This is a genomic window from Solobacterium moorei (genome assembly GCF_036323475.1).
GTDB lineage: Bacteria > Bacillota_I > Bacilli_A > Erysipelotrichales > Erysipelotrichaceae > Bulleidia > Bulleidia moorei.
Window position 1 is genome coordinate 120,920 of record NZ_AP028934.1, and the last position, 21,022, is coordinate 141,941.

Genomic DNA, 21,022 nt, shown 5'->3' on the forward strand with positions numbered 1-21,022 from the left:
TATCCGCTGACCACTGCATGTGGATTCTAATATAAGGAGGAAAACCACATGGCAAAGAAAATTGCAAAAGTAGCTAAGCTACAATTCCCTGCTGGTGGAGCTAAACCAGGACCAGCTCTAGCATCTGCAGGTATCAACATGCCTAAATTCTGTACAGAATTTAACGACAAGACTAAGGACCGTCACGGTGACATCGTTCCTGTAATTATTACAGCTTACGAAGATAAGTCATTTGACTTCGTCATCAAGACAACTCCAGCTGCTATCTTATTAAAGAAGGCTGCTGGTATTAACAAGGCTTCTGGAACACCAAAGACAGTTAAAGCCGGTAAGATTACAATGGCTCAGTTAAGAGAAATTGCTGAGTACAAGATGCCTGACCTCAACGCAAATGACGTTGAAGCAGCAATGAACATCATTGCTGGTACAGCACGTAACATGGGTATCGTAGTAGAAGGCGAGGCTAAGTAACAATGGCAGGAAAGAAGTACAGAGCAGCGTTAGAACAAGTAGACAGCGCTAAAGTTTATGATTACAAGGAAGCGATTGCTTTAGCTAAGAAGATCAGCACAACTAAGTTTGATTCTTCATTAGAAGCTAGCTTCGTATTAAACGTTGATCCACGTCAGGCTGAACAAAACATTCGTGGCGCAATGGTATTACCACATGGTACAGGTAAGACACAGCGTGTATTAGTAATTACACAGGGTGCTAAGGAAGAAGAAGCTAAGGCAGCAGGTGCTGACTTCGTTGGTGGCGTTGATATGATTCAACAGATCCAAGGTGGCTGGTTCGACTTTGACATCATCGTAGCTACTCCTGACATGATGGGTCAGTTAGGTAAGTTAGGTAAGCTCTTAGGTCCTAAGGGATTAATGCCAAACCCTAAGACAGGTACAGTAACAATGGATGTTGCTAAGGCAATTGATGAAATCAAGAAGGGTAAGGTTGAATACCGCGTAGACAAGGATGGAAACATCAACGTATTATTCGGTAAGGTATCTTTCTCTGAAGAAGCTCTTGTTGAAAACTTCAAGGCTTTATATGACCGTATCTTAAAGGCTAGACCTGTAACAGTTAAGGGTACATACCTCAAGGGTGTAACAGTATCCACAACTATGGGTCCTGGTATCAAAGTTACAGTTGAATAAGTAATTTAAAAACTCACAGCGATGTGAGTTTTTTTGTATGTCATGGTTTTAATTAAAATCCTTGCTTAAAGAATTTACGGAATGTGGATACTTCTTCGGTAGATTGTGTTACAGATACACAGTACTTTGCGCGCTCACCAATTCCTGGTTCATAAGTAATTGGTTCAAGTTGGAAGGATGCCGCAGGACTTTCCGCAATACAGTATCCCATAGATGTACGTATTGATGAGCCATTTTCTTTATTAAAGAATACAGGCTGCTCGTATGTGGAAAGAGATGGATCAACATAAATAACAACCACTTCCCCTGTCTTATATCCCACGATAAAGTTGTAATGATGAGTGACCGACGTAATAATGGCGTTGTGATAATTTTCGGAATGACAATAGATCAGTTGATAATCATCACCATTTGGAACAGCTGCGTTAAAGATTTCACGCATGCGAGCCTTATTTTTGATATTATCCTCGTCAGATGCACCAGTTAGTGCTTTTTTGAAAAAACCAAGAACGTTCATGTAGATCTCCTTTACTACTAGTTATAGAAAAATTATACGGTTAATTTCAACACTCTTCAACAGCAGAACGACAAATTTGGATATCAAGAAAACGTGATAAAATAGAGATAAGTTAGAGGTGATGCTATGTTAGATAAAAGAAGACTAAGTCGTGTCATTGAGAAGATGACAACAGATTGTTTATTGATTACAGATCCAATTTCGATTGCATATCTTTGTGGGAAGAAAATAGAACCAGGAGAAAGATTTCTTGGCTTATTGATTGGAAAGAAAATAGAACCAGTTTTGATTTTGAATCAGCTATTCCGTTTCTCTGATGAGCTTGGAATAAAAATAGAATATTATAAAGATATAGATAGAATTACAAATATCATTTCACGGTTTATCGATAAAAAGAGCAGTTTAGGTGTAGATAAAATCATGCCAGCAAGATTTCTAATACCTATGATGGAAGAGAAGATTGCATCAGAATTTAAACTTGGCTCTTATGCGGTTGATCATACACGTGCTGTTAAAGATGCTTGTGAACAAGAACTCATGCGTGCAGCCTCCCATATCAATGATCTTGCGATGGCGGAGTTTAAGAAACTTATACATGAAGGTGTAACGGAAGTGGAGGTTGCTTCACAGATGTTGGGTATCTATCAAAGACTTGGTGCAAGTGGATATTCTTTTGAACCTATCGTAGCCTTTGGCAAGAATGCGGCTGATCCACACCACATGCCAGATGATACGGTATTACAGGAAGGCGATACAGTACTCTTCGACGTTGGTTGTGTGGTAAATGGTTATTGTTCAGATATGACAAGAACCTTCTTCTATAAGAAATATCCAACACCAGAACAAGTAGAAATTTATAATCTTGTTTGTCAGGCAAATGAAAATGCTGAACACTACTGCAAACCAGGGGTAAGACTTTGCGATATCGATGCGGTAGCCCGCAACATCATCACGGAAGGTGGTTATGGCGAAGACTTTACACATAGACTTGGACACTTCATCGGTACTGAAACACATGAATATGGTGATGTATCACAAATGTTTACAGATTTAATAGTAGAAGGAAATACTTTCTCGATTGAACCAGGAATCTATCATCCAAGCATCTTAGGCTGTCGAATTGAAGACTTGGTTTTGATTACAAAGGATGGATGTGAAGTATTAAATCATTATCCACACGAGATAGAAGTTATTAAATAAAACTATAAAGAGAAATATCTATTGATTAAGAACACGAAAAAGAGCAAAATCAGCATTCTACTAGTAATCGGAGTAATCATTATTTCCCTGGGAATATTAACTTGGAACAATCTGAGTAAGAAGTCGGGGGAAATAAATCACTACTCTTTGAATCTTCATCAGGATATTCAATATTCTCTATAAGAAATGGTTTATTTGATACTAAAGTTTATACTGTAAACTGCACACTCAATGGGATTAATGGCAGAATTGAAGTGATTAACATTGATGATGGATTAACAGGTGAAATACGTGATACTATCCAATACACAAATCCAAATCAGAAAGTAACTACATCACCAGTGATTCATTCAGCGATTTACCGTGTAGCTGAAATTGGTACAAAACTCTACTTTATTGGATATGACATGGTTCAAGATCAATATGGGCTATTTTATCTAGATGAAGAGATAAATGAGGTCGAATATGTAGACAACTGGCGTTATACTTCAGTTGAATTTGAAGAACTCTTATATGTAAATGGCAAAATTATCATGGTTGAAAATCCATATCATAGTCGTTTTATGGATGGTAAAGATTTACCGGAGACAGCTAGTTTAACAAGTATGGACCCAGAAACATTAGAATCAATGAATGTTTCTCTAGAAACCAAGAAAATTATTACTGCATATACGTATGATAATCATATCCGCGTAGTGACAGAAGATAATCATCTATTGGAATATACAACCGATTTAGAACTAGTAACGGATCAGGATTTATCTGGAACCGATTTTGCGAAACTATTTGCGAATACAGAATATAAGCTACATGGTATTCGTTATTTAGAAGATAAAGCAGCAGCGATTGTAACACCGAACTCAGAAACAACAGAATTAGGAAAAATCTTAGAATTTGATGCGGATACATTAACTCTACAGAAGAGTATTACAATTCCTCTATCAGAAAATACAGGCTGGGAAACGGATTTCACAGATTTACTGATTATTGAAAAATAGTGAATTAAGTGACTGTAGATAACTGATGGAGAAATTGCATGGTTTTTACACATGGGGAGGGGAATACTTATGAAGAAAATGTGTAGAATCTTAGCGTGTGTAGGTATACTTTTACTTACGGCATGCACAGCATCAACTAACAGTAGTACACAAACAACATCTACATCCGTCACGGAACAAAAGAAAGAAACTCCTGAACCAAAGGAAACCGTTTCTCCAGAGGTGATGGAAATACTCCGTGCATACAATAAACTGTTAGATAACATTGATGCATATGATTTTGGCATGGGTGATACAGTCTCAGATTATGTAATGTATGGCATTGTGTATCTGAATCATGACATCCCACAATTGATTGTGGAAAAGTTCTATAATGCTCAATTTATCGCAGTGGCCAAGATTTTTGGATATGATCCAGAAACCCAAACATGCATTGCTTCCGATGCCGTTTTTCAGATAGATAGTCCATCTCAAATGAGATTGAGTCCATCTGAAACATATGGATGGTTTACGCTATTACAGGATCACAAAGGGTTGGTCTATACTGAAAATAATCGTAGTACACATGAAATTCTAAGGTGCGAGTTGTTGACATGGGAAGATAATCAGTTAATCGTAAAGGAAATTACAAAAATGGAGCTCAATAGTCTTCCTAAGGAACCTAAGTTGATTATGCTTGGAATCAATGATCGTAGATTACTAGAATAGATATTTGAAAAAGTGTATCCTGCGTTAATGGGATACACTTTCAGTTTGTTTTAACCACGATTGTAGTAATTGGATGTATTGCGTAGTAGCCTCTGCGAAGACCATGTGGCGACAGTTTGGAAATAGGTACCATGTAGCATGTTTGATATTATCGTACATTGTCTTAGCAACAAGAGGAGTGCATAAGTCATTTGTTCCAGATATAATAAGAGTAGGAATATTGATATTCTTTAATTCATTCGTTACTTCAAAACCTGCAAGACTTCCGGTTGGTGTATATTCATTTGGTCCCCAACCATAGAGGTACGATTCTTTTCCCGTCCTCTTTGGGCGTGTTAGGCAATCAGGTGCTTTACCAATCTCATATACACCTGCACAATGTGCATGCATGAAGTGAGTGTTGGCAATAATGTACTCTTCACTTTCATAATTACCTGTTTCTTCCGCAATCTCTATTGCGTGTTGGTTGGCTTCAGACATGAAACAAATCATACGATGTTGTTCGCTTGCCCATAGGGAAGCGGAGGATAATGTGCTAGATAGTATTAGCGATTCAACACCAACAGGGTTGTAATGTAATACATAGTCTAGCGCAAGCATACCACCCCATGATTGACCTAATAAATGCACCTTTGTTAAGTTGAGATGCTCGCGTAATGCAATCAGCTCATTGACCCAAGTTTCAGGTTTCCATAGTTCAGGACGACCTTCAACGTAGGAATTTCCACAGCCTAGCTGGTCATACATGACAACACAATAATCATCGCAAGCAAGTGAATCAAGAAGCTCGAAGTAGTTATGCGTAGAACCAGGACCACCATGTAATAGAATTAAAGCAGGTTTGGTAATATCACCGACAATACGATAGTAGGTTTGATAGTTTAAATATGGCATGTAGCCTTCTGTAATTTTCATGTGTTTAGTATATCATGCAAGAGATAATGAATTTCACCTTTTTGCGGGAAACATATTGTCTGAAGGTTTTTTGGACAATATGTATAATTAGAGTAGAGGGTTTATAGCATGGATAGACAGGATAGACTACTTTTCTTATTAGTGAAGGAGAATGATCGCAGAAAATCAATTCGAGAAATTGCGAATCTTTTTGGTGTGACTGCTCGTACAATTCGTAATGATATAGAAGTGCTTAATGATGTGCTTGTATGTAATGGGGCAAGTATCAAGACGGAACGTAAGGGTGTTTCAATTTCGATTCAAGATAAAGAAAAGCTAGAGGATTACTTGCAGTCTATCGAAAGTAATCGTGAAAGAGTTCTAACAGCCCAAGATCGTGTTCGCCAGATTATAGAAACCTTACTCACTTCTGATGAAAGTGTGCGCATGGATGATCTTGCGGATGCGATGTTTATCAGTCGTGCAACTCTAAAAAATGATATGAAGATTGTCCGCAATATTCTTGCGGATTTTGGCATTGAAATAGACTATCGTGCATATCAAGGTATGCGTGCAATCGGTAGTGAGCAACAGTATCGTCTTTGCCTAACAAGAATCCAAATGGAAGAACCATTCTATACACAACAACTACCAGAAAATAATCAATTAGATGTCATTCATAAAATCATTGCAGATAAAATTATGAAATACAATTTCGCGATATCGGATTTATCACTGAATAATCTAACCTTTCATATTTATATTGCAATACAACGTATCCTGGATGGTAAAGTGATTCGTCTTGGTAAAGAAACAGAACAGCAGATGGAAAATGATAGTGATCTTGTGATGACCAAGGCTATTATTCAAGATATTGAAAAGGAATTTGATGTGAAGTTTCCGGATAGTGAAGTGTATTACGTGCTAATGCATTTGAGTAGTAAGAAGATTATCCGTCTTAGTAATGGACAGCAGAGTAGTTCGGTCGTGGATGAAGATACCTTTGAGATTGTTTTAGCGATGTTAGAAGCAGTCAATGAAACCTTCCGCATTGATTTGCGTTATGACTTTGAACTTGCGACATTATTATCTTTGCATGTCATACCGTTTAAAGTTAGATTACAGAATCATATTGCAAGCTATAATCCACTAGCAAATCAAATCCGTGAGCATTTTGTGCTTGCGTACTCAATGGCTACTGTTGCCTGTGGTGTATTAAAGAAAATGTACAACAGATGTATCTGTAAAGATGAGATTGCGTACATTGCATTACACTTTAATGTTGCACTAGAAAAGAAACGCGAAAAGCAGACAAAAGAAAAAGTGCTAATTGTCTGTGGAAGTGGACGGGCAAGTTCGGAACTACTGCGCTATCAGATTGAGGAAAAGTTTGGTAAGAATCTAGAGGTGGTTGGTACAGCTAGCTTAAATACATTGCATAGTCAGAATCTTGAAGGAATTGATTATATTCTGACAACTGTGCCAATTGAAGAAAAATTGAATATACCAGTCATTGAAGTCAATGCTTTCTTAGGAAAGAGTGCAATTGAAAATGTTCATGCAATGATTCAGAAGACACGCGATTTACAAATCTTCAACTACTTTCGTGAGGATATGTTCTTTGGTAATTTACCATATAACGATAAAGAAGAAGTTATTCATTTCTTGTGCATGCAAGCACAGAAGAAAGTAGATATCTCAAATGACTTTGAGAAGGCTGTGCTTGAAAGAGAGAGTGTTGGTGCAACTGCATTTGGAAATATGGTTGCGATACCGCACCCAATCCACCCGATGGGTAAAGAGAGTTTTGTTGAGATTGGCATCTTACAAAAAGCAATTCAATGGGATAAGGATACGGTACAGATCATCTTCCTTTTATCTATGAAGGAGAAGGGTGATGATACCATGCCTGCATTCTACAAAGTACTCAGTCAGATTGTAAGTTCTGATGAATATACAAAGGAACTGATCCGCACCCAAACCTTTGATAAGTTACATGAGATTATTCTGAAGATTGAAGAAGAATCCGTATAATGAATTTCCATTTTGAAATTGAAAAAAGTGAACTGTTCTCGATTGTTGAATGGATGAACAATATAGATACAGGCGAAAGGAGACAAAAATGTTTGCAAAAGAATTAACGATTTTCACGGACAAAGTTTATTGTGACAAGTATGAGGTAATTGAAGACATTGCACATTTGCCAAATGAATTTGTAAATAATAGCGATGAGTATGCTAAGGCTGTTATTGCCCGTGAAAATGTAATCGCAACCTATATCGGTTATGGTATTGCAATTCCACATGCGATTTCCGCTGCAGTCAATCAAGCATTTGTCATCTATGTAAAATTCTTGAATGGATGTCCATGGGCAAATGAAGATGGTGAAGACAGGGTTGATCACATGATGATGATTGGTGTGCCGGCTGATAAAGGATCTACGCAACATTTGAAGATTCTAGCAGAACTCAGCAAGAATTTAATGCACGAAGATTTCCGTGAGAAATTCTTAAATACAAAGAGTCCTGAAGAGTCTTACGAACTTTTGAAATCAATTGAAAAGGAGATGGAAGTATGAAACTAGTAGCAGTAAGTGCATGTACAGCAGGTATTGCACATACGTACATGACACAAGAAGCAATCGAGCAGGAATGCAAGAAGAGAGGCATTGACTGCAAGGTTGAAACACAAGGTGGTATGGGTATCAATAATGAGTTGGAACAAGATGAAATTGATGCAGCTGATGTCGTTATCCTAGCTATCGCAATTGGTATTGAAGGTGATGAACGCTTTGATGAAAAACGTGATGCAGGTAAAGTCATCGAAGTTGATCCAACACAAGCAATCAAAGACATCAAGAAATTAATTGATAGAGCGGAGGCTTTGGCAAATGAGTGAGATGAATCATAAGTTGAAAGAAACTGGACGTAGTATATTTAAAGCATTTAATACAGGTATCTCATACTTCTTACCGGTTATTATCGCTGGTGGTATGTTATTCTCATTTACTTTATTTACAGGTCATATTGAGAATGGTGCAATTATTCCAAGCAATCAGTTCTGGCAGAATGTGTATAGCTTAGGTATGGCAGGTTTCTCCATGATGGTTCCGGTTATCTGCGGATATATCGCGTACGCAATCGCTGGTAAACCTGCATTAGCTCCAGGCTTGATTATGGGTTATGTCGCAAATAATCCTATTGGTGAAGATCAATTATCTACAGGATTTATTGGTGCATTACTATTAGGTTTTATCGTAGGTTACTTCGTTAAGTGGATGAAGACTTGGAAGGTTATCGATTCCTTGAAACCAATGATGCCTACATTCTTTATTCCTCTACTAACAACATTTGCCGTTGGTATCTTCTACATCTATGTATTAACAGGCCCTATCAATGCGTTTGTACAGGTTATCGTTGATGTAATGAATGGCTTAAGTGGAACAAATGCTATCTTATTAGGACTTGGAATTGGTTTATTAGCTGCAGCTGACTTTGGTGGACCATGTTCAAAGGCTGCCACAGCATTTACACTTGCACTAATGGCTGAAGGTATTTATGGGCCTAACGGTGTATTCCGTATGTGCTGCGCCATTCCTCCACTCGGTATGGGTCTTGCGTCATTCATCTTAAGAAAGCATTATACAAAGGCAGATCGTTCTGTAGGTATCTCTGCATTCTTACTATCCTCGGGTGGCATCACAGAAGGCGCATGGCCATTTGCAGGTAAAGACTTCAAGCATACTTGGATTGCATGTGCAATCGGTACAGCGATCGCTGGTGCATTAGGTATGGTACATGGTGTATCTTCCGTTGTAGCGTTCGGTGGTATTGTTGCGATTACTGGTGTCATTGAAGGGCAAGTTTGGTATGTAGTAGATATGTTAATCGGTGCACTAATCATCGTGGCAATCTTAGCAGTCACAAAGAAACCATTAACAGCAGCAGAATTAGCTGAAGGCAATAATAATTAAGAAAGCATAACCGCAATTATGCGATAAGGGATGTGGTATAAGTCACATCCTTTACTGTTTTTAAGAAACCAATTTTAAGTTTGGTTGTTGGATGCTTCATTTGAATAGGAAATAAAAACACTTTAGATTTGTTGGCATCTAAAGTGTTTTGGGATATTTAAAATACGTTATAGAAGTATAAATTAGGATTCTTTGGTTTCAGAATCAATTTTATGCAGTGTATCTGCAAGTATCTCTTTTCTAAGCGAAGTTAGCCATGAAGAGAATTGTACAACATCAAATGCATAGGTTTGGTTGAGTTCATATTCGTTCTCTGACCATGTATCAATAGGTGATTCGTTATGTTGGATGACTGCTTCTAGTTTATCCAAGGCTTTGTATATTTTAGATTCTAGGGTTTCTTGTTGGTTCATCTCGTTATATAGTTCTGTCATTCGTGCTGAGATGCTCTCGGGAAGCGTATTTACCCATTGTGACAATAATGAATCTTCAATATTACGATTCTGATCTGTCTTGATGAATGTTGGAATGTCACCGGTAAAACATTCACCTAAATCATGAATTAAACACATACTGATTACTTTATCAATATCTGCAGTAGGGAACTCACTCTTCAAAAGAAAGGCCATGAGGGAAATTCTCCAGCTATGTTCGGCTACACTTTCAATTCGTCTCTTACTCGTTGTACAATGCCGTGGAGTATCTTTCAATCTCTCTGCAACATGTAGTATCTCTAAATATTCTCTTGGGTTCATTGTTGATTTCCTTTCTAAAGCTATATTGGTAGTGAAATGCTTTGTTTATCTAAATCTATCCTATAGAAAATTGACTGTTTAGTTCTACAATCAAAAACATCATACTTAGTATATAACGCCATAAGGCGTAAAGTGTATATTTTCCTTCACGTAGGCCTTATGTTTGTTATAAGAGATAAAATCATGGTGAAGACTGGGGGCGTATCTTGGAAATATAATAATATCTAACAGTAAACAAAAATGGCCTAGACAAGAAGAGAGGATTATCTAAGAGCCAACTCTGTATCGTTGTGGCAATCGATTGTCACAAAAATACATACGCTGTTATTTGTGGTCATGGAAAGCCATCTGCTTCACGTATCTTTGAAGCGCTAAAGAATCATATCGTTTCCGGATCAACACTAGTACATGATGGCGAAAGAGCACATGACAAGCTGATAAAAGAATTAGACTTGAAAGAAGAATTCTATAAAGCCAATACACATGACAAAGAATATCTAGAGAACATGGCATTGATAAACAATATGTGTTCATGGCTAAAAAGGTATATCTATCGCTTCATTGGGATGAGAATGACTAATCTACAATCCTATTTAAATTGGTTTGTATATCTGTTTAGAGTAAAAGGTGCAGTAGAACTGTGGCCAAAGATGGATAGAATTTTACGACATTTGATATTATTCAACGGAACATATAAGAGAAATACTTGATTTCATCGCATTTCCATAGGCCATTTTTGTTTACTGTTAGATAATAATACAAATCGAACTTGACATTCTGGAATTGCGTGGTATCATAACTTCGTTATCAAATACCACAGACAGTAACGGCGTATGCTTAATAAGGTTGCCGAGGTAGATGAAAGTTCATATCAATGTACTTTTGCTCTCGCTGTCTGCGAGGGCTTTCTTTCTAAATGTGTATTCGATAACAAAGAATAGGAAGGTGAAGTATGAATCAGACTGTATTAGAGTCTAAGCAGGGTGTCGTTTCCGAAATTAAGGAAAAATTCACTAACTCTTCATCTACTATCGTTGCCGAGTACCGTGGCCTCTCAGTTGCTGAGGTTACTGAACTCCGTAGAGCATTACGTGCTGAAGGTGTTGAACTTAAGGTTTATAAGAACACATTAGCTAGTAAGGCTGCTGAAGATGCAGGGTATGGTGATCTTAAGGATTGCTTAACAGGTCCTAACGCATTGGCATTCGGTGGAGATGAAACTGGTGCTGCTCGTGTAATGGCTAAGTTTGCTAAGAAGCACAAGGCATTAGTTCTTAAGGGTGGTATTGTTGAAGGCAAGGTTGTTGACCTCAACACAGTAAATGAACTCTCTGCATTACCAAACAGAGAAGGCATGCTCAGCATGTTGCTATCTGTATTGAACGCTCCAGTATCTTCATTCGCACGTGCTGTGAATGCTGTTGCTGAAGCAAAGCCAGCTAACGGAGTTGCTCCGGTTGCTGAAGAAGTAAAAGAAGCTGCTGAGGCAGCTGCCTAAGAAAGAAATAGAAGAGGAGAAATTAATCCATGGCAAAGTTAACACAGGAAGATATCCTAGCATATCTTGATGAAGCTACAATTCTTGAACTAAATGAACTCGTAAAGGCTATTGAAGAGAAGTACGGCGTTTCTGCTGCTGCTCCAGTAGCAGCCGCTGCTGCTCCAACAGAAGCTGCTACAGCTGCTCCTACAACAGTTAATGTTGTATTAGCTGCCGTTGGCGACTCTAAGGTAGGCGTAATTAAGGCTGTTCGTGAAATCACAGGTCTTGGACTTGTTGATGCTAAGAAGCTCGTTGATGGAGCTCCTGCAACAATCAAGGAAAACGTTGCTGCTGACGAAGCTGAAGAACTCAAGAAGAAGCTCACAGATGCTGGTGCAACTGTTGAATTCAAGTAATCTAGAAAATAACAGTAAACACATGAAAAGCCGAATAATGAATTGTTCGGCTTTTCGGGTATTAGAAAGGAACGGTTAATGGCACATTATTTTACCGATAACCGAAGTCTGGACGAGAACCGGAAGGAACACACTTTCCGGTTTTTAGACCGTTTATATATCTTTACGACTGATAATGGCGTTTTCTCGAAAACTGGTGTGGACTATGGAAGCTATGTCTTGCTAAAAGCCATCAGTAAAGAAGAACTTCATGGAAGAATCTTGGATATGGGCTGTGGATATGGAACGCTAGGCATCATTACAAAATCATTATTTCCTAGTAGTGAAGTCACAATGGCAGACATTAATCCACGTGCTGTAGAACTGGCACAATTAAACTGTGGTTTGAACCAAGTGGAATGTACTACGCTTGTTTCAGATGGATATGCAGAAACGAAAGGTCAATATCATTTTATTATCACCAATCCTCCAATTCGAACCGGAAAGAAAGTTATCTATAAAATGTTCGAAGACGCATATAACCATCTAGAAGTGGGCGGTTCTATCTATGCGGTTATCCGTAAACAACAGGGTGCGGAAAGTGCTAAGAAAAAGTTTGCGGAAGTATTCGGGAATTGTGAGGTTATTTCCAAGGATCGGGGATACTATATTTTGCAAAGTAGGAAGTTGACGGAATAAAAAAGTTGTTTTATTATAATAAATTGCAAAAGAGTCGAATAGGGATGGGGTTATTCTACCCTTTTTCGACATTTCTGGCGGTGCAGGCGAAAGGATGGCGAACAAATGGAAAATAAGCAGACATACCACGTTGTGCATTATGGCAACAAGGCAACTCGTAGAGATTATTCTAAAGTTAGCAGTGGTCTAGATCTACCTGATTTAGTAGAAATTCAGACTGCGGCTTTTGATTGGTTTTTAAGAGACGGTATTAAAGAAGTATTTAACGATGTATATCCAATTTCAAACTATGCGGGTAACATTCGTTTGAAGTTCCTAGATTATGAATTTGGGGAACCAAAGTATTCAATCAGTGAATGCAAATACAGAGAAGTAAATTACAGCGCTCCTCTTAAGGGTAAGATGGAGTTAGAAGTTATGGATCCAGAGACTGGTGAAGTAATCACAAAGAATGAAGAGGTCTTCTTAGGGGACTTCCCTTTAATGACGCCAACAGGCACATTCATTATTAATGGTGCTGAGCGTATTATTGTATCTCAGATTGTTCGCTCTCCAGGTGCGTACTTTGATATTGAATCAGAAGAGCGCACAGGTCGTGATACATACAAATGTGAGTTGATTCCAAGCCGTGGAACATGGCTGGAATTTATGAGTGATGACAAAAAAGCTGCACTTGGCCGTATTTTAAACGTATCAATTGACCGCAGAAGAAAAGTGTTAAGCTCAATCTTATTCAAGGCAATTGGTTTATCCTTGAACCTTGAACGTGGTGAAAATGCATTTGATACAACTAACATGAAAAAGTTCTTAAAGGCATTAAACTTGCCTGTACATTCTGACGTTATCGTGCCAGAAGAAGAACGAGAATTCCAGAATGACTACATGTTATTGTATACAGCTATTTTTGGAAACTATGAAGAAGTGCGTAATACACTTGCGGCTGATAAGACAAAGACTAAGAACGAAGCACTCTTAACAGTGTATGAAAATCAGCGTGCTGATGAAATCGCAACAATCGATGGTGCGGTTACTTTAATGGATGCTAAGTTCTTTGATTACAGAAGATATGACTTAACAAAGGCAGGTCGTTATAAGGTTCATAAGAAGTTAAGCATCTTAGACCGTATGGAAGGCCTATCTCTTGAAAAGGATTTAGTAAGTGCTGAAGGCAAGACGCTTGTGAAGAAGGGTGTCGTTATTGATAAGGAATTAAGAAATGAGTTACGTGCAGAAATTGATAAGGGTATTAATTGCCGTGCGTTACCATTTACGCATACATTCTCACACCCATCTACAGCAGTGATGGATACATCTTGGAAGAATAGCTTAGTAGGACGTATCTTAGCAGTTGATTTAGATGGTAAGACAGAACGTACAACATTAGAAATGGGTACAGTTCTAACAGAAGAAGATGTAAAAGCTATCGCTAAGGAATTCAAGCAGGTTACTGTTTATGCTGGTATTATCGCTTCACCTGTTAAGGTTACAAACGATAATGTCAATGCAGTTCTTGATTACGGTTCCCGTATGTTTGAAATCGGTCGTGTAACATTAAATGGCGAAGATTTAACAAACGCTGATGGAGAAGTAATGTGCCCAACATACTTACCAGATGTTGAAGTAACTAAGCTTTCTACAACTGATCAAGAAACAATCGTGTCTGAGGCTACAAATCATTCTGGTGATGTAATTGTTTGGCTAGTAGGTGCTTGCGTACAGGAAGTAACTGTGATGCAGGAAGGACACCCAGTGAACTTGATTGGTATTGACCCATTAAATGGCAGACACACAATCACAATGAGTGATATGTATGCTCTATATAACTACGAACTCACAATGTTCGATGGTGTAGGTTCTCAAGATGATATCGATATGCTTGGCAACCGTCGTATCCGTACAGTTGGTGAACTTATTCAGAACCAATTCCGTATTGGCTTATCTCGTATGGAACGTGTTGTTAAGGAAAGAATGTCTATCGCAGACACAGCGAACTTAACACCTAAGCAATTAACAAATATCCGTCCATTAACAGCTGCGATTAAGGAGTTCTTCTCCTCATCTCAGTTATCTCAGTTTATGGATCAGGAAAATCCACTTGCAGAGTTATCTAACAAGCGTCGTATTTCTGCGTTAGGACCTGGTGGTCTTACACGTGAACGCGCAGGCTTTGAAGTGCGTGATATTCACAATTCTCATTATGGACGTATCTGTCCGATTGAGACACCTGAAGGGCCAAACATCGGTTTGATTTCTTACCTTACAACTTATGCGAAGGTAAATGAATATGGCTTTATCGAAACTCCGTACCGTAAGGTTGTGGATGGCAAGGTTACTGATGAAATCAAGTACATGCCAGCAGATGAAGAAAACGATCACGTAATCGCACAGGCAAATGAGATCAAGGATGGTCGCCTTGTAGGCGATAAGATTATCGCTCGTATCAAGGGTGAAACGGTGATGGTTGACCGTAGCCAAGTAGACTATGCCGACGTATCTCCACGCCAGATTGTTTCTGTAGCGACTGCGTGCGTACCATTCTTGGAAAATGATGACTGTACTCGTGCCCTCATGGGTGCCAACATGCAGCGTCAGGCCGTACCGCTGATGAACCCACATAGTCCATTTGTTGGTACAGGTATGGAGCACGTGATTGCGCGTGACTCAGGTTCTGCTTGTGTTGCGACAGGCCCAGGTGTTGTTACATATGTTGACGCAACAAAGGTTGTTGTGGCAGAAGATAATGGCAATGAGAAGACATATGAATTAACGAAGTATCGTCGTTCTAACGCGTCTACTTGCTTAAATCAAAGACCTATCGTTTGGGATGGTGAACGTGTTGAACGCGGCACGATCTTAGCGGATGGTCCAGCGATGGAAAATGGTGAACTTGCCTTAGGTCAAAACGTGACTATCGCGTTTATGACATGGCATGGTTATAACTATGAGGATGCGATTATCATGTCCGAAAAGATGCAATCGCAGGATTACTATACATCTGTACATATTGAAGAATATGACATTGAATGCCGCGAAACGAAGTTAGGTCCAGAAGAGATTACTCGCGATATTCCTAACGTCGCTGAAAGTGCATGCCGCAACCTTGATGGTCGTGGTATCGTCATGGTTGGTGCGGAAGTGAAGGAAGGAGATATCCTTGTTGGTAAGGTAACTCCTAAGGGTCAGACAGACCAAACTCCAGAAGAGAAGCTATTGATGGCTATCTTCGGTGAGAAGTCACGTGAAGTACGTGATAACTCCTTGAAGGTACCACATGGTGGTGCTGGTATTGTTCACAGTATCCGCGTATTCAAGCGTAAGGAAGACCACGAACTTCCACCAGGAGTAAATGAAGTTGTTAAGGTTTATATCGTTCAGAAGCGTAAGATTTCTGAGGGCGATAAGATGGCTGGACGTCACGGTAACAAGGGTGTCATCTCCCGTATTAATCCAGTCGAAGATATGCCATATATGTCAGATGGAACTCCTATCGACATTATGTTGAACCCATTCGGTGTACCATCACGTATGAATATCGGACAGGTATTGGAGGTTCATCTTGGATTCGCTGCGAAGCAGTTGGGTGTCAAGTTTGCGACTCCAGTATTCGATGGTGTATCTAACACAGACCTACGTGACATTATGAAGGAATCTAACTCTTCACCAGATGGTAAGTATGTTCTATACGATGGACGTACAGGTGAAGCATACGATGATCGTATCTCAGTTGGTGTCATGTACATGATTAAGCTTGCACACATGGTCGATGATAAGTTACATGCACGTGCAACTGGTCCATACTCACTCGTTACACAACAGCCATTAGGTGGTAAGGCACAGAATGGTGGTCAGAGATTTGGTGAGATGGAAGTTTGGGCTCTTGAAGCATATGGTGCTTCTCACGTATTGCAAGAAATCTTGACGGTGAAGTCAGATGATATTGCTGGACGTACAAAGACATACGAAGCAATTGTGAAGGGTAAGGATATGCCAGAAGCTGGTATCCCTGAATCATTCCGTGTATTAGTACACGAATTACAGGCTCTTGCGATTGATGTACGTATGATGGATGATGCTGGCAATGAAATGGATCTCAAGCAGATGGAACAGGAAGAACTCAAGGAAGAAACAACACTTGATTTTGACCCATCCACACTTGTAAATGATGCGGAATCAAACGAAAATCTAACAATTAAAGATGAATTAGATGAAGAAATTCCTGAGGCAGCGACCGTTGGGGTTGATGACTTTGGGGAAGAAGATCAATAAGGAGGATGCTTAGATGAATATTAATAACTTTACAGCAATTAAAGTCGGTCTGGCATCACCAGAAAAAATCCTTGCTTGGTCATATGGCGAAGTGAAGAAGCCAGAAACAATCAACTATCGTTCTCAAAAGCCTGAACGTGATGGTTTATTCTGCGAACGCATTTTCGGTCCTACTAAGGACTGGGAGTGCGCTTGCGGAAAGTTCAAGAAGATTCGTTACCAAGGCGTAGTCTGCGACCGATGTGGTGTTGAAATTACAAAGGCTAGCGTTCGTCGTGAACGTATGGGTCATATTGAACTCGCTGCTCCAGTAGCACACATTTGGTATTTACGTGGAATTCCTTCCCGAATGGCACTTCTATTAAACGTAGCGCCTAAGTCATTAGAAGAAGTTGTATACTTCGTATCTTGGATCGTAACTGATCCAGGAGACACAAAGCTTGAATACAAGCAGATTCTTTCTGAAAGAGAATACCGCGAAAACAACGCTATTTATGGTGCTGGTAGCTTCGTTGCACAAACAGGTGCAGAAGCGATTAAGACGCTGCTTGAACAATGTGATGTTGAAGCAGAATATACAGCAATTATGGCAGAGCTTGAAAAGTCTACAGGTGATAAGCGCAAGAAACTAATCAAGCGTTTAGAAACAGTAGAAGCTTTCCGTAATTCTGAAAACAAGCCAGAGTGGATGGTATTAACTGTATTGCCAGTTATCCCACCGGATCTTCGTCCAATGTTACAGTTGGATGGTGGTCGTTTCGCCACTTCTGACTTAAACGATTTATATCGTCGTGTTATTACTCGTAATAACCGTTTAAAGAAGTTGCTTGAACTTGGAACACCTGCAATCATCGTGCAAAACGAAAAACGTATGTTACAGGAGGCGGTTGATGCGTTAATTGATAACGGGCGTCGTTCTAAAGCAATTACAGGTGCTGGCGGACGTGCACTCAAGTCTCTATCTCATTCCTTAAAGGGTAAGCAGGGACGTTTCCGTCAGAACTTATTAGGTAAGCGTGTCGACTTCTCTGGTCGTTCTGTTATTGCGATTGGACCATACCTCAAGATGTGGCAGTGTGGATTACCTAAGGAAATGGCAATTAATTTATATAAGCCATTCGTTATTAACGAATTGGTAAACTTACAGATTGCGTCAAATCCTAAGACAGCTGAGAAGTTGATTGGTCGTCAAGACCCACGTGTTTGGGATGTTGTGGAAAAGGTTATCGCTAACCACCCGGTATTCCTAAACCGTGCACCTACACTTCACCGTTTAGGTATTCAGGCATTCTTCCCACGCTTAGTTGAAGGTCGTGCTATCCGTGTGCATCCGTTAGTGTGTCCTGCGTTTAATGCGGACTTCGACGGTGACCAGATGGCTGTCCATCTTCCATTAAGCGAGATGGCAAGAGCTGAAACTGAAGTCTTAATGCTAGGTTCTAACAATATCTTAGGCCCTAAGGATGGTAAGCCTATTGTTACACCTGGACAGGACTTAGTACTAGGTAACTTCTACTTGAACATGGAAGAGACAGCTGAAGAGTTCAAGAAGAAGGCAGACGCTCTAGAACAGCTTGGTGAAAAGACTGAAGCGGCAAGATGGAGAAGATATAGTGAAAATGAAGGACATGTCTTCAAGGATGTCAATGAAGTAATGATGGCATACCAGACGGGGGTTGTTCACTTACATAATCGTATCGCTCTTCCTGCAAGAACAGTTAACAAGACGGGCTTTACAGAAGAGCAAAATAACAAGTACTTATTAACATCAGTTGGTAAGATTATCTTTAATGGTGTATTCCCGGCAGATTTCCCATATCTCAACGAGGTAACTCCAGAAAATCTAAAGGCAACACCAGATTCAGAGTTTGTTCCACTAGGTACAGATATCAAGAAGGAACTTGCTAACCGCAAGGTAGCATCTGAATTCAAGAAGAAGGACCTAGGAAACTTGATTGCGGCTGTCTTTGATCACTATAAGACAAACGGCACATCAGACATCTTGGATAGCTTGAAGGATATGGGATACCTCTATTCAACATTAGCGGGTATGACGGTAGCTCTCAGCGATATCTCTGTAGCACCTAACAAGAAAGCGTTAGTAGCTGAAGGTCGTAAGAAGGCTGAACAGTTCAACATGTTACGTGACAGAGGTCTATTAACACCTCAGGAATGGGAAGCAAAGTTCTCCTCACTCTGGAATGATGTTAAGAATGATGTTGGTAACAACTTGATGGAATCTATGGCACGTATGAACCCAATCAACATGATGGCGGTATCTGGTGCTCGTGGTAATAAGAACCATTTTACACAGTTAGCTGGTATGCGTGGATTGATGGCGCGCCCTACTCAGTCTAAGTCCCGTAAGGAATACCAACCATCTATTATTGAAGTCCCAATTTACTCATGTTTCCGTGAAGGAATGAGTGTATCAGAGTTCTTTATCTCTACTCACGGTGTACGTAAGGGATTAACAGATACAGCCTTGAAGACTGCTGAATCTGGATACTTAACACGTCGTCTTGTCGATGTCGCTCAAGAAGTTATCATCGGAGAAGAGGACTGCGGAACAGAACGTGGATATCTCGTTAAGAACATCTACGAAGATAAGATTCTACGTCCAGATGAAAAGCCAGTATTAATTGAAGGCTTATTCGATCGTATCGTTGGCCGTTACACGCAAAAGCCAATCTTAGATCCTAAGACAGGTGAAGTAATTGTTGAAGGCGATACATTAGTAGATGAAGATTTAGCACAGAAGGTTGTTGCGGCTGGAGTTGAAGAGGTTTACATTCGTAACGTATTCACTTGTGAATCTACAAATGGCATCTGCCGTAAGTGCTATGGTCGCAACATGGCTACAGGCAACCTTGTTGAGGAAGGTGAAGCTATTGGTATCATGGCCGCTCAGGCGATTGGTGAACCTGGTACACAGCTAACAATGCGTAACTTCCACACTGGTGGTGTTGCGACACAGAACGGTGATATTACACAGGGTCTTCCTCGTGTAGAAGAATTGTTCGAAGCGCGTGCACCTAAGGGATTAGCTGTCATCTCTAAGATTGATGGCGAAATCACGGATGTACATGACAATGAAAACAAGACAGGTACGGTTATTGTTGTATCTAATGAAAATGAATCTATCGAACACAAGTGTGACTTAACACAGGTGAAGCGTCAGAACTTAAATATCGGCGATCATGTATCTGCTGGTGATAAGTTAACTGAAGGTCCAATCGCTCCTAAGGAACTGTTGGAAGTAGCTGGTGTAAGAGCTGTTCAGGAATATATCTTGAAGGAAGTTAAGAAGGTTTACTCTTCTCAGTCCATCGATATTTCTGACAAGCACTTGGAAGTAATGATCAAGCAGATGTTAAAGAAGGTCATCGTTATCGAAGGTAATGACTCAGGCTTAAGTGCTGGGCAGACATTATCACTCGCTAATATGAACGTAATTAACGAAGATCTATTGTTCGACGGAAAGAAACCAGCGAAGTTTGGTCCATTACTCTTGGGCATCTCCAAGTCAGCTGTTGAAACAGATTCATTCTTATCCGCTGCATCCTTCCAGGAAACAACAAGAGTTCTTACAGAAGCTGCAGTTAGAGGTAAGGTTGATAAACTTGAGGGTCTTAAGGAGAATGTTATCATCGGTAAACTTATTCCAGCTGGAACAGGTAGAAACTTTGACCGTGAAACATCACGCCGCATTGAAGAGCGTGCAATGGAGCTCAAGGAAATTCGTGAAGAAAAAGCTAGAGAACTCGCAGAAGCAACTGCAAACAGATTGCCTGATGAGATTCTCGGAAGCAACGCAGATGTGCATGTAAGTAGTGCAGAATCCGCTCTTGCTTTGGCTGAACGCATGAAGTCAGAACATAACTTTGATTTCTAATGAATGCATGAAATGGAGCAGTCTGGAAACAGGCTGCTTTTTTATGCATACATGCTCAATTTTCAGTGAAAGCCCCCTTTTAACGAAA

The 21,022-nt window shown here is 39.7% G+C and carries 17 protein-coding genes, 1 pseudogene and 1 other annotated feature; of the genes and pseudogenes, 15 read left to right on the forward strand and 3 right to left on the reverse strand.

Annotated elements, in window-relative coordinates:
• Positions 1-48 precede the first annotated feature (48 nt).
• Both rplK and rplA read left to right on the forward strand, forming a co-directional pair.
• The gene (gene rplK, locus RGT18_RS00595; RefSeq protein ID WP_006525781.1) at positions 49-471 is read left to right on the forward strand and encodes a 50S ribosomal protein L11; all 423 of its coding nucleotides are present in this window, start codon (positions 49-51) and stop codon (positions 469-471) included.
• Positions 472-473: 2 nt separating this feature from the next.
• On the forward strand, positions 474-1,151 hold the full coding sequence (gene rplA, locus RGT18_RS00600; protein WP_006525782.1) for a 50S ribosomal protein L1: 678 nt from the start codon (positions 474-476) through the stop codon (positions 1,149-1,151).
• 52 nt (positions 1,152-1,203) lie between these two features.
• Here the strand turns inward: rplA and RGT18_RS00605 are convergent, their stop codons facing one another.
• Complete coding sequence (locus RGT18_RS00605) at positions 1,204-1,668, reverse strand: hypothetical protein (RefSeq protein WP_028078591.1); 465 nt, start codon at positions 1,666-1,668, stop codon at positions 1,204-1,206.
• Between the two features lie 126 nt (positions 1,669-1,794).
• Here RGT18_RS00605 and RGT18_RS00610 point away from each other — a divergent pair, with 126 nt between their 5' ends.
• The 3 genes from RGT18_RS00610 (at position 1,795) to RGT18_RS00620 (ending at position 4,574) form a co-directional block, all read left to right on the forward strand.
• Positions 1,795-2,868, forward strand: coding sequence for a M24 family metallopeptidase (locus tag RGT18_RS00610; RefSeq protein ID WP_028078592.1), 1,074 nt, complete (start codon positions 1,795-1,797; stop codon positions 2,866-2,868).
• Between the two features lie 254 nt (positions 2,869-3,122).
• Entirely contained in the window at positions 3,123-3,866 is a 744-nt protein-coding gene (locus tag RGT18_RS00615; protein ID WP_028078593.1) for a hypothetical protein, read from the forward strand.
• Between the two features lie 69 nt (positions 3,867-3,935).
• Positions 3,936-4,574 (forward strand): hypothetical protein, encoded by a 639-nt coding sequence (locus RGT18_RS00620; RefSeq protein WP_028078594.1) that lies wholly within the window; start codon positions 3,936-3,938, stop codon positions 4,572-4,574.
• A 24-nt stretch (positions 4,575-4,598) separates the two neighbouring features.
• Here the strand turns inward: RGT18_RS00620 and pepI are convergent, their stop codons facing one another.
• On the reverse strand, positions 4,599-5,489 hold the full coding sequence (pepI, locus tag RGT18_RS00625) for a proline iminopeptidase (protein WP_028078595.1): 891 nt from the start codon (positions 5,487-5,489) through the stop codon (positions 4,599-4,601).
• 108 nt (positions 5,490-5,597) lie between these two features.
• Here pepI and RGT18_RS00630 point away from each other — a divergent pair, with 108 nt between their 5' ends.
• The 4 genes from RGT18_RS00630 to RGT18_RS00645 all read left to right on the forward strand — a co-directional run bounded on the left by RGT18_RS00630 (position 5,598) and on the right by RGT18_RS00645 (position 9,441).
• The gene (locus tag RGT18_RS00630; protein ID WP_028078596.1) at positions 5,598-7,502 is read left to right on the forward strand and encodes a BglG family transcription antiterminator; all 1,905 of its coding nucleotides are present in this window, start codon (positions 5,598-5,600) and stop codon (positions 7,500-7,502) included.
• 88 nt (positions 7,503-7,590) lie between these two features.
• Positions 7,591-8,046 carry a PTS sugar transporter subunit IIA gene (locus RGT18_RS00635; protein WP_028078597.1) on the forward strand — a complete coding sequence of 152 codons (456 nt, stop codon included), beginning with the start codon at positions 7,591-7,593 and terminating at the stop codon, positions 8,044-8,046.
• Entirely contained in the window at positions 8,043-8,366 is a 324-nt protein-coding gene (locus tag RGT18_RS00640) for a PTS fructose transporter subunit IIB (protein WP_028078598.1), read from the forward strand. Before RGT18_RS00635 ends, RGT18_RS00640 begins: the two co-directional genes overlap by 4 nt.
• Positions 8,359-9,441 (forward strand): PTS fructose transporter subunit IIC, encoded by a 1,083-nt coding sequence (locus tag RGT18_RS00645; RefSeq protein WP_051241035.1) that lies wholly within the window; start codon positions 8,359-8,361, stop codon positions 9,439-9,441. The genes RGT18_RS00640 and RGT18_RS00645 overlap by 8 nt, the downstream gene beginning before the upstream one ends.
• 182 nt (positions 9,442-9,623) lie before the next feature.
• Here RGT18_RS00645 and RGT18_RS00650 read toward each other — a convergent pair whose 3' ends face one another.
• Positions 9,624-10,196 carry an HD domain-containing protein gene (locus RGT18_RS00650; RefSeq protein ID WP_028078600.1) on the reverse strand — a complete coding sequence of 191 codons (573 nt, stop codon included), beginning with the start codon at positions 10,194-10,196 and terminating at the stop codon, positions 9,624-9,626.
• A 257-nt stretch (positions 10,197-10,453) separates the two neighbouring features.
• Between RGT18_RS00650 and RGT18_RS00655 the strand changes: the two are divergent.
• The 6 genes and pseudogenes from RGT18_RS00655 to rpoC form a co-directional block, all read left to right on the forward strand.
• Positions 10,454-10,906, forward strand: a pseudogene (locus tag RGT18_RS00655) (transposase); the annotation flags it as partial.
• A gap of 86 nt (positions 10,907-10,992) precedes the next feature.
• Positions 10,993-11,116: a sequence feature (ribosomal protein L10 leader region), on the forward strand.
• A gap of 32 nt (positions 11,117-11,148) precedes the next feature.
• Complete coding sequence (rplJ, locus tag RGT18_RS00660; protein ID WP_006525793.1) at positions 11,149-11,694, forward strand: 50S ribosomal protein L10; 546 nt, start codon at positions 11,149-11,151, stop codon at positions 11,692-11,694.
• Positions 11,695-11,723: 29 nt separating this feature from the next.
• Positions 11,724-12,095, forward strand: a complete 372-nt coding sequence (gene rplL / locus RGT18_RS00665; protein WP_028078629.1) for a 50S ribosomal protein L7/L12 — start codon at positions 11,724-11,726, stop codon at positions 12,093-12,095.
• A gap of 78 nt (positions 12,096-12,173) precedes the next feature.
• Positions 12,174-12,773, forward strand: a complete 600-nt coding sequence (locus tag RGT18_RS00670) for a class I SAM-dependent methyltransferase (RefSeq protein WP_006525795.1) — start codon at positions 12,174-12,176, stop codon at positions 12,771-12,773.
• A 105-nt stretch (positions 12,774-12,878) separates the two neighbouring features.
• On the forward strand, positions 12,879-17,039 hold the full coding sequence (gene rpoB / locus RGT18_RS00675) for a DNA-directed RNA polymerase subunit beta (protein ID WP_028078628.1): 4,161 nt from the start codon (positions 12,879-12,881) through the stop codon (positions 17,037-17,039).
• 13 nt (positions 17,040-17,052) lie between these two features.
• Entirely contained in the window at positions 17,053-20,934 is a 3,882-nt protein-coding gene (gene rpoC / locus RGT18_RS00680; RefSeq protein WP_028078627.1) for a DNA-directed RNA polymerase subunit beta', read from the forward strand.
• Positions 20,935-21,022: the final 88 nt, after the last annotated feature.

What these genes read in the sequence shown, in the direction of transcription:
- rplK (WP_006525781.1), top strand. Translation starts at nt 49, where the DNA reads ATGGCAAAGAAAATTGCAAAAGTAGCTAAGCTACAATTCCCTGCTGGT.
- rplA (WP_006525782.1), top strand. Translation starts at nt 474, where the DNA reads ATGGCAGGAAAGAAGTACAGAGCAGCGTTAGAACAAGTAGACAGCGCT.
- RGT18_RS00605 (WP_028078591.1), bottom strand. Translation starts at nt 1,668, where the DNA reads ATGAACGTTCTTGGTTTTTTCAAAAAAGCACTAACTGGTGCATCTGAC.
- RGT18_RS00610 (WP_028078592.1), top strand. Translation starts at nt 1,795, where the DNA reads ATGTTAGATAAAAGAAGACTAAGTCGTGTCATTGAGAAGATGACAACA.
- RGT18_RS00620 (WP_028078594.1), top strand. Translation starts at nt 3,936, where the DNA reads ATGAAGAAAATGTGTAGAATCTTAGCGTGTGTAGGTATACTTTTACTT.
- pepI (WP_028078595.1), bottom strand. Translation starts at nt 5,489, where the DNA reads ATGAAAATTACAGAAGGCTACATGCCATATTTAAACTATCAAACCTAC.
- RGT18_RS00630 (WP_028078596.1), top strand. Translation starts at nt 5,598, where the DNA reads ATGGATAGACAGGATAGACTACTTTTCTTATTAGTGAAGGAGAATGAT.
- RGT18_RS00635 (WP_028078597.1), top strand. Translation starts at nt 7,591, where the DNA reads ATGTTTGCAAAAGAATTAACGATTTTCACGGACAAAGTTTATTGTGAC.
- RGT18_RS00640 (WP_028078598.1), top strand. Translation starts at nt 8,043, where the DNA reads ATGAAACTAGTAGCAGTAAGTGCATGTACAGCAGGTATTGCACATACG.
- RGT18_RS00645 (WP_051241035.1), top strand. Translation starts at nt 8,359, where the DNA reads ATGAGTGAGATGAATCATAAGTTGAAAGAAACTGGACGTAGTATATTT.
- RGT18_RS00650 (WP_028078600.1), bottom strand. Translation starts at nt 10,196, where the DNA reads ATGAACCCAAGAGAATATTTAGAGATACTACATGTTGCAGAGAGATTG.
- rplJ (WP_006525793.1), top strand. Translation starts at nt 11,149, where the DNA reads ATGAATCAGACTGTATTAGAGTCTAAGCAGGGTGTCGTTTCCGAAATT.
- rplL (WP_028078629.1), top strand. Translation starts at nt 11,724, where the DNA reads ATGGCAAAGTTAACACAGGAAGATATCCTAGCATATCTTGATGAAGCT.
- RGT18_RS00670 (WP_006525795.1), top strand. Translation starts at nt 12,174, where the DNA reads ATGGCACATTATTTTACCGATAACCGAAGTCTGGACGAGAACCGGAAG.
- rpoB (WP_028078628.1), top strand. Translation starts at nt 12,879, where the DNA reads ATGGAAAATAAGCAGACATACCACGTTGTGCATTATGGCAACAAGGCA.
- rpoC (WP_028078627.1), top strand. Translation starts at nt 17,053, where the DNA reads ATGAATATTAATAACTTTACAGCAATTAAAGTCGGTCTGGCATCACCA.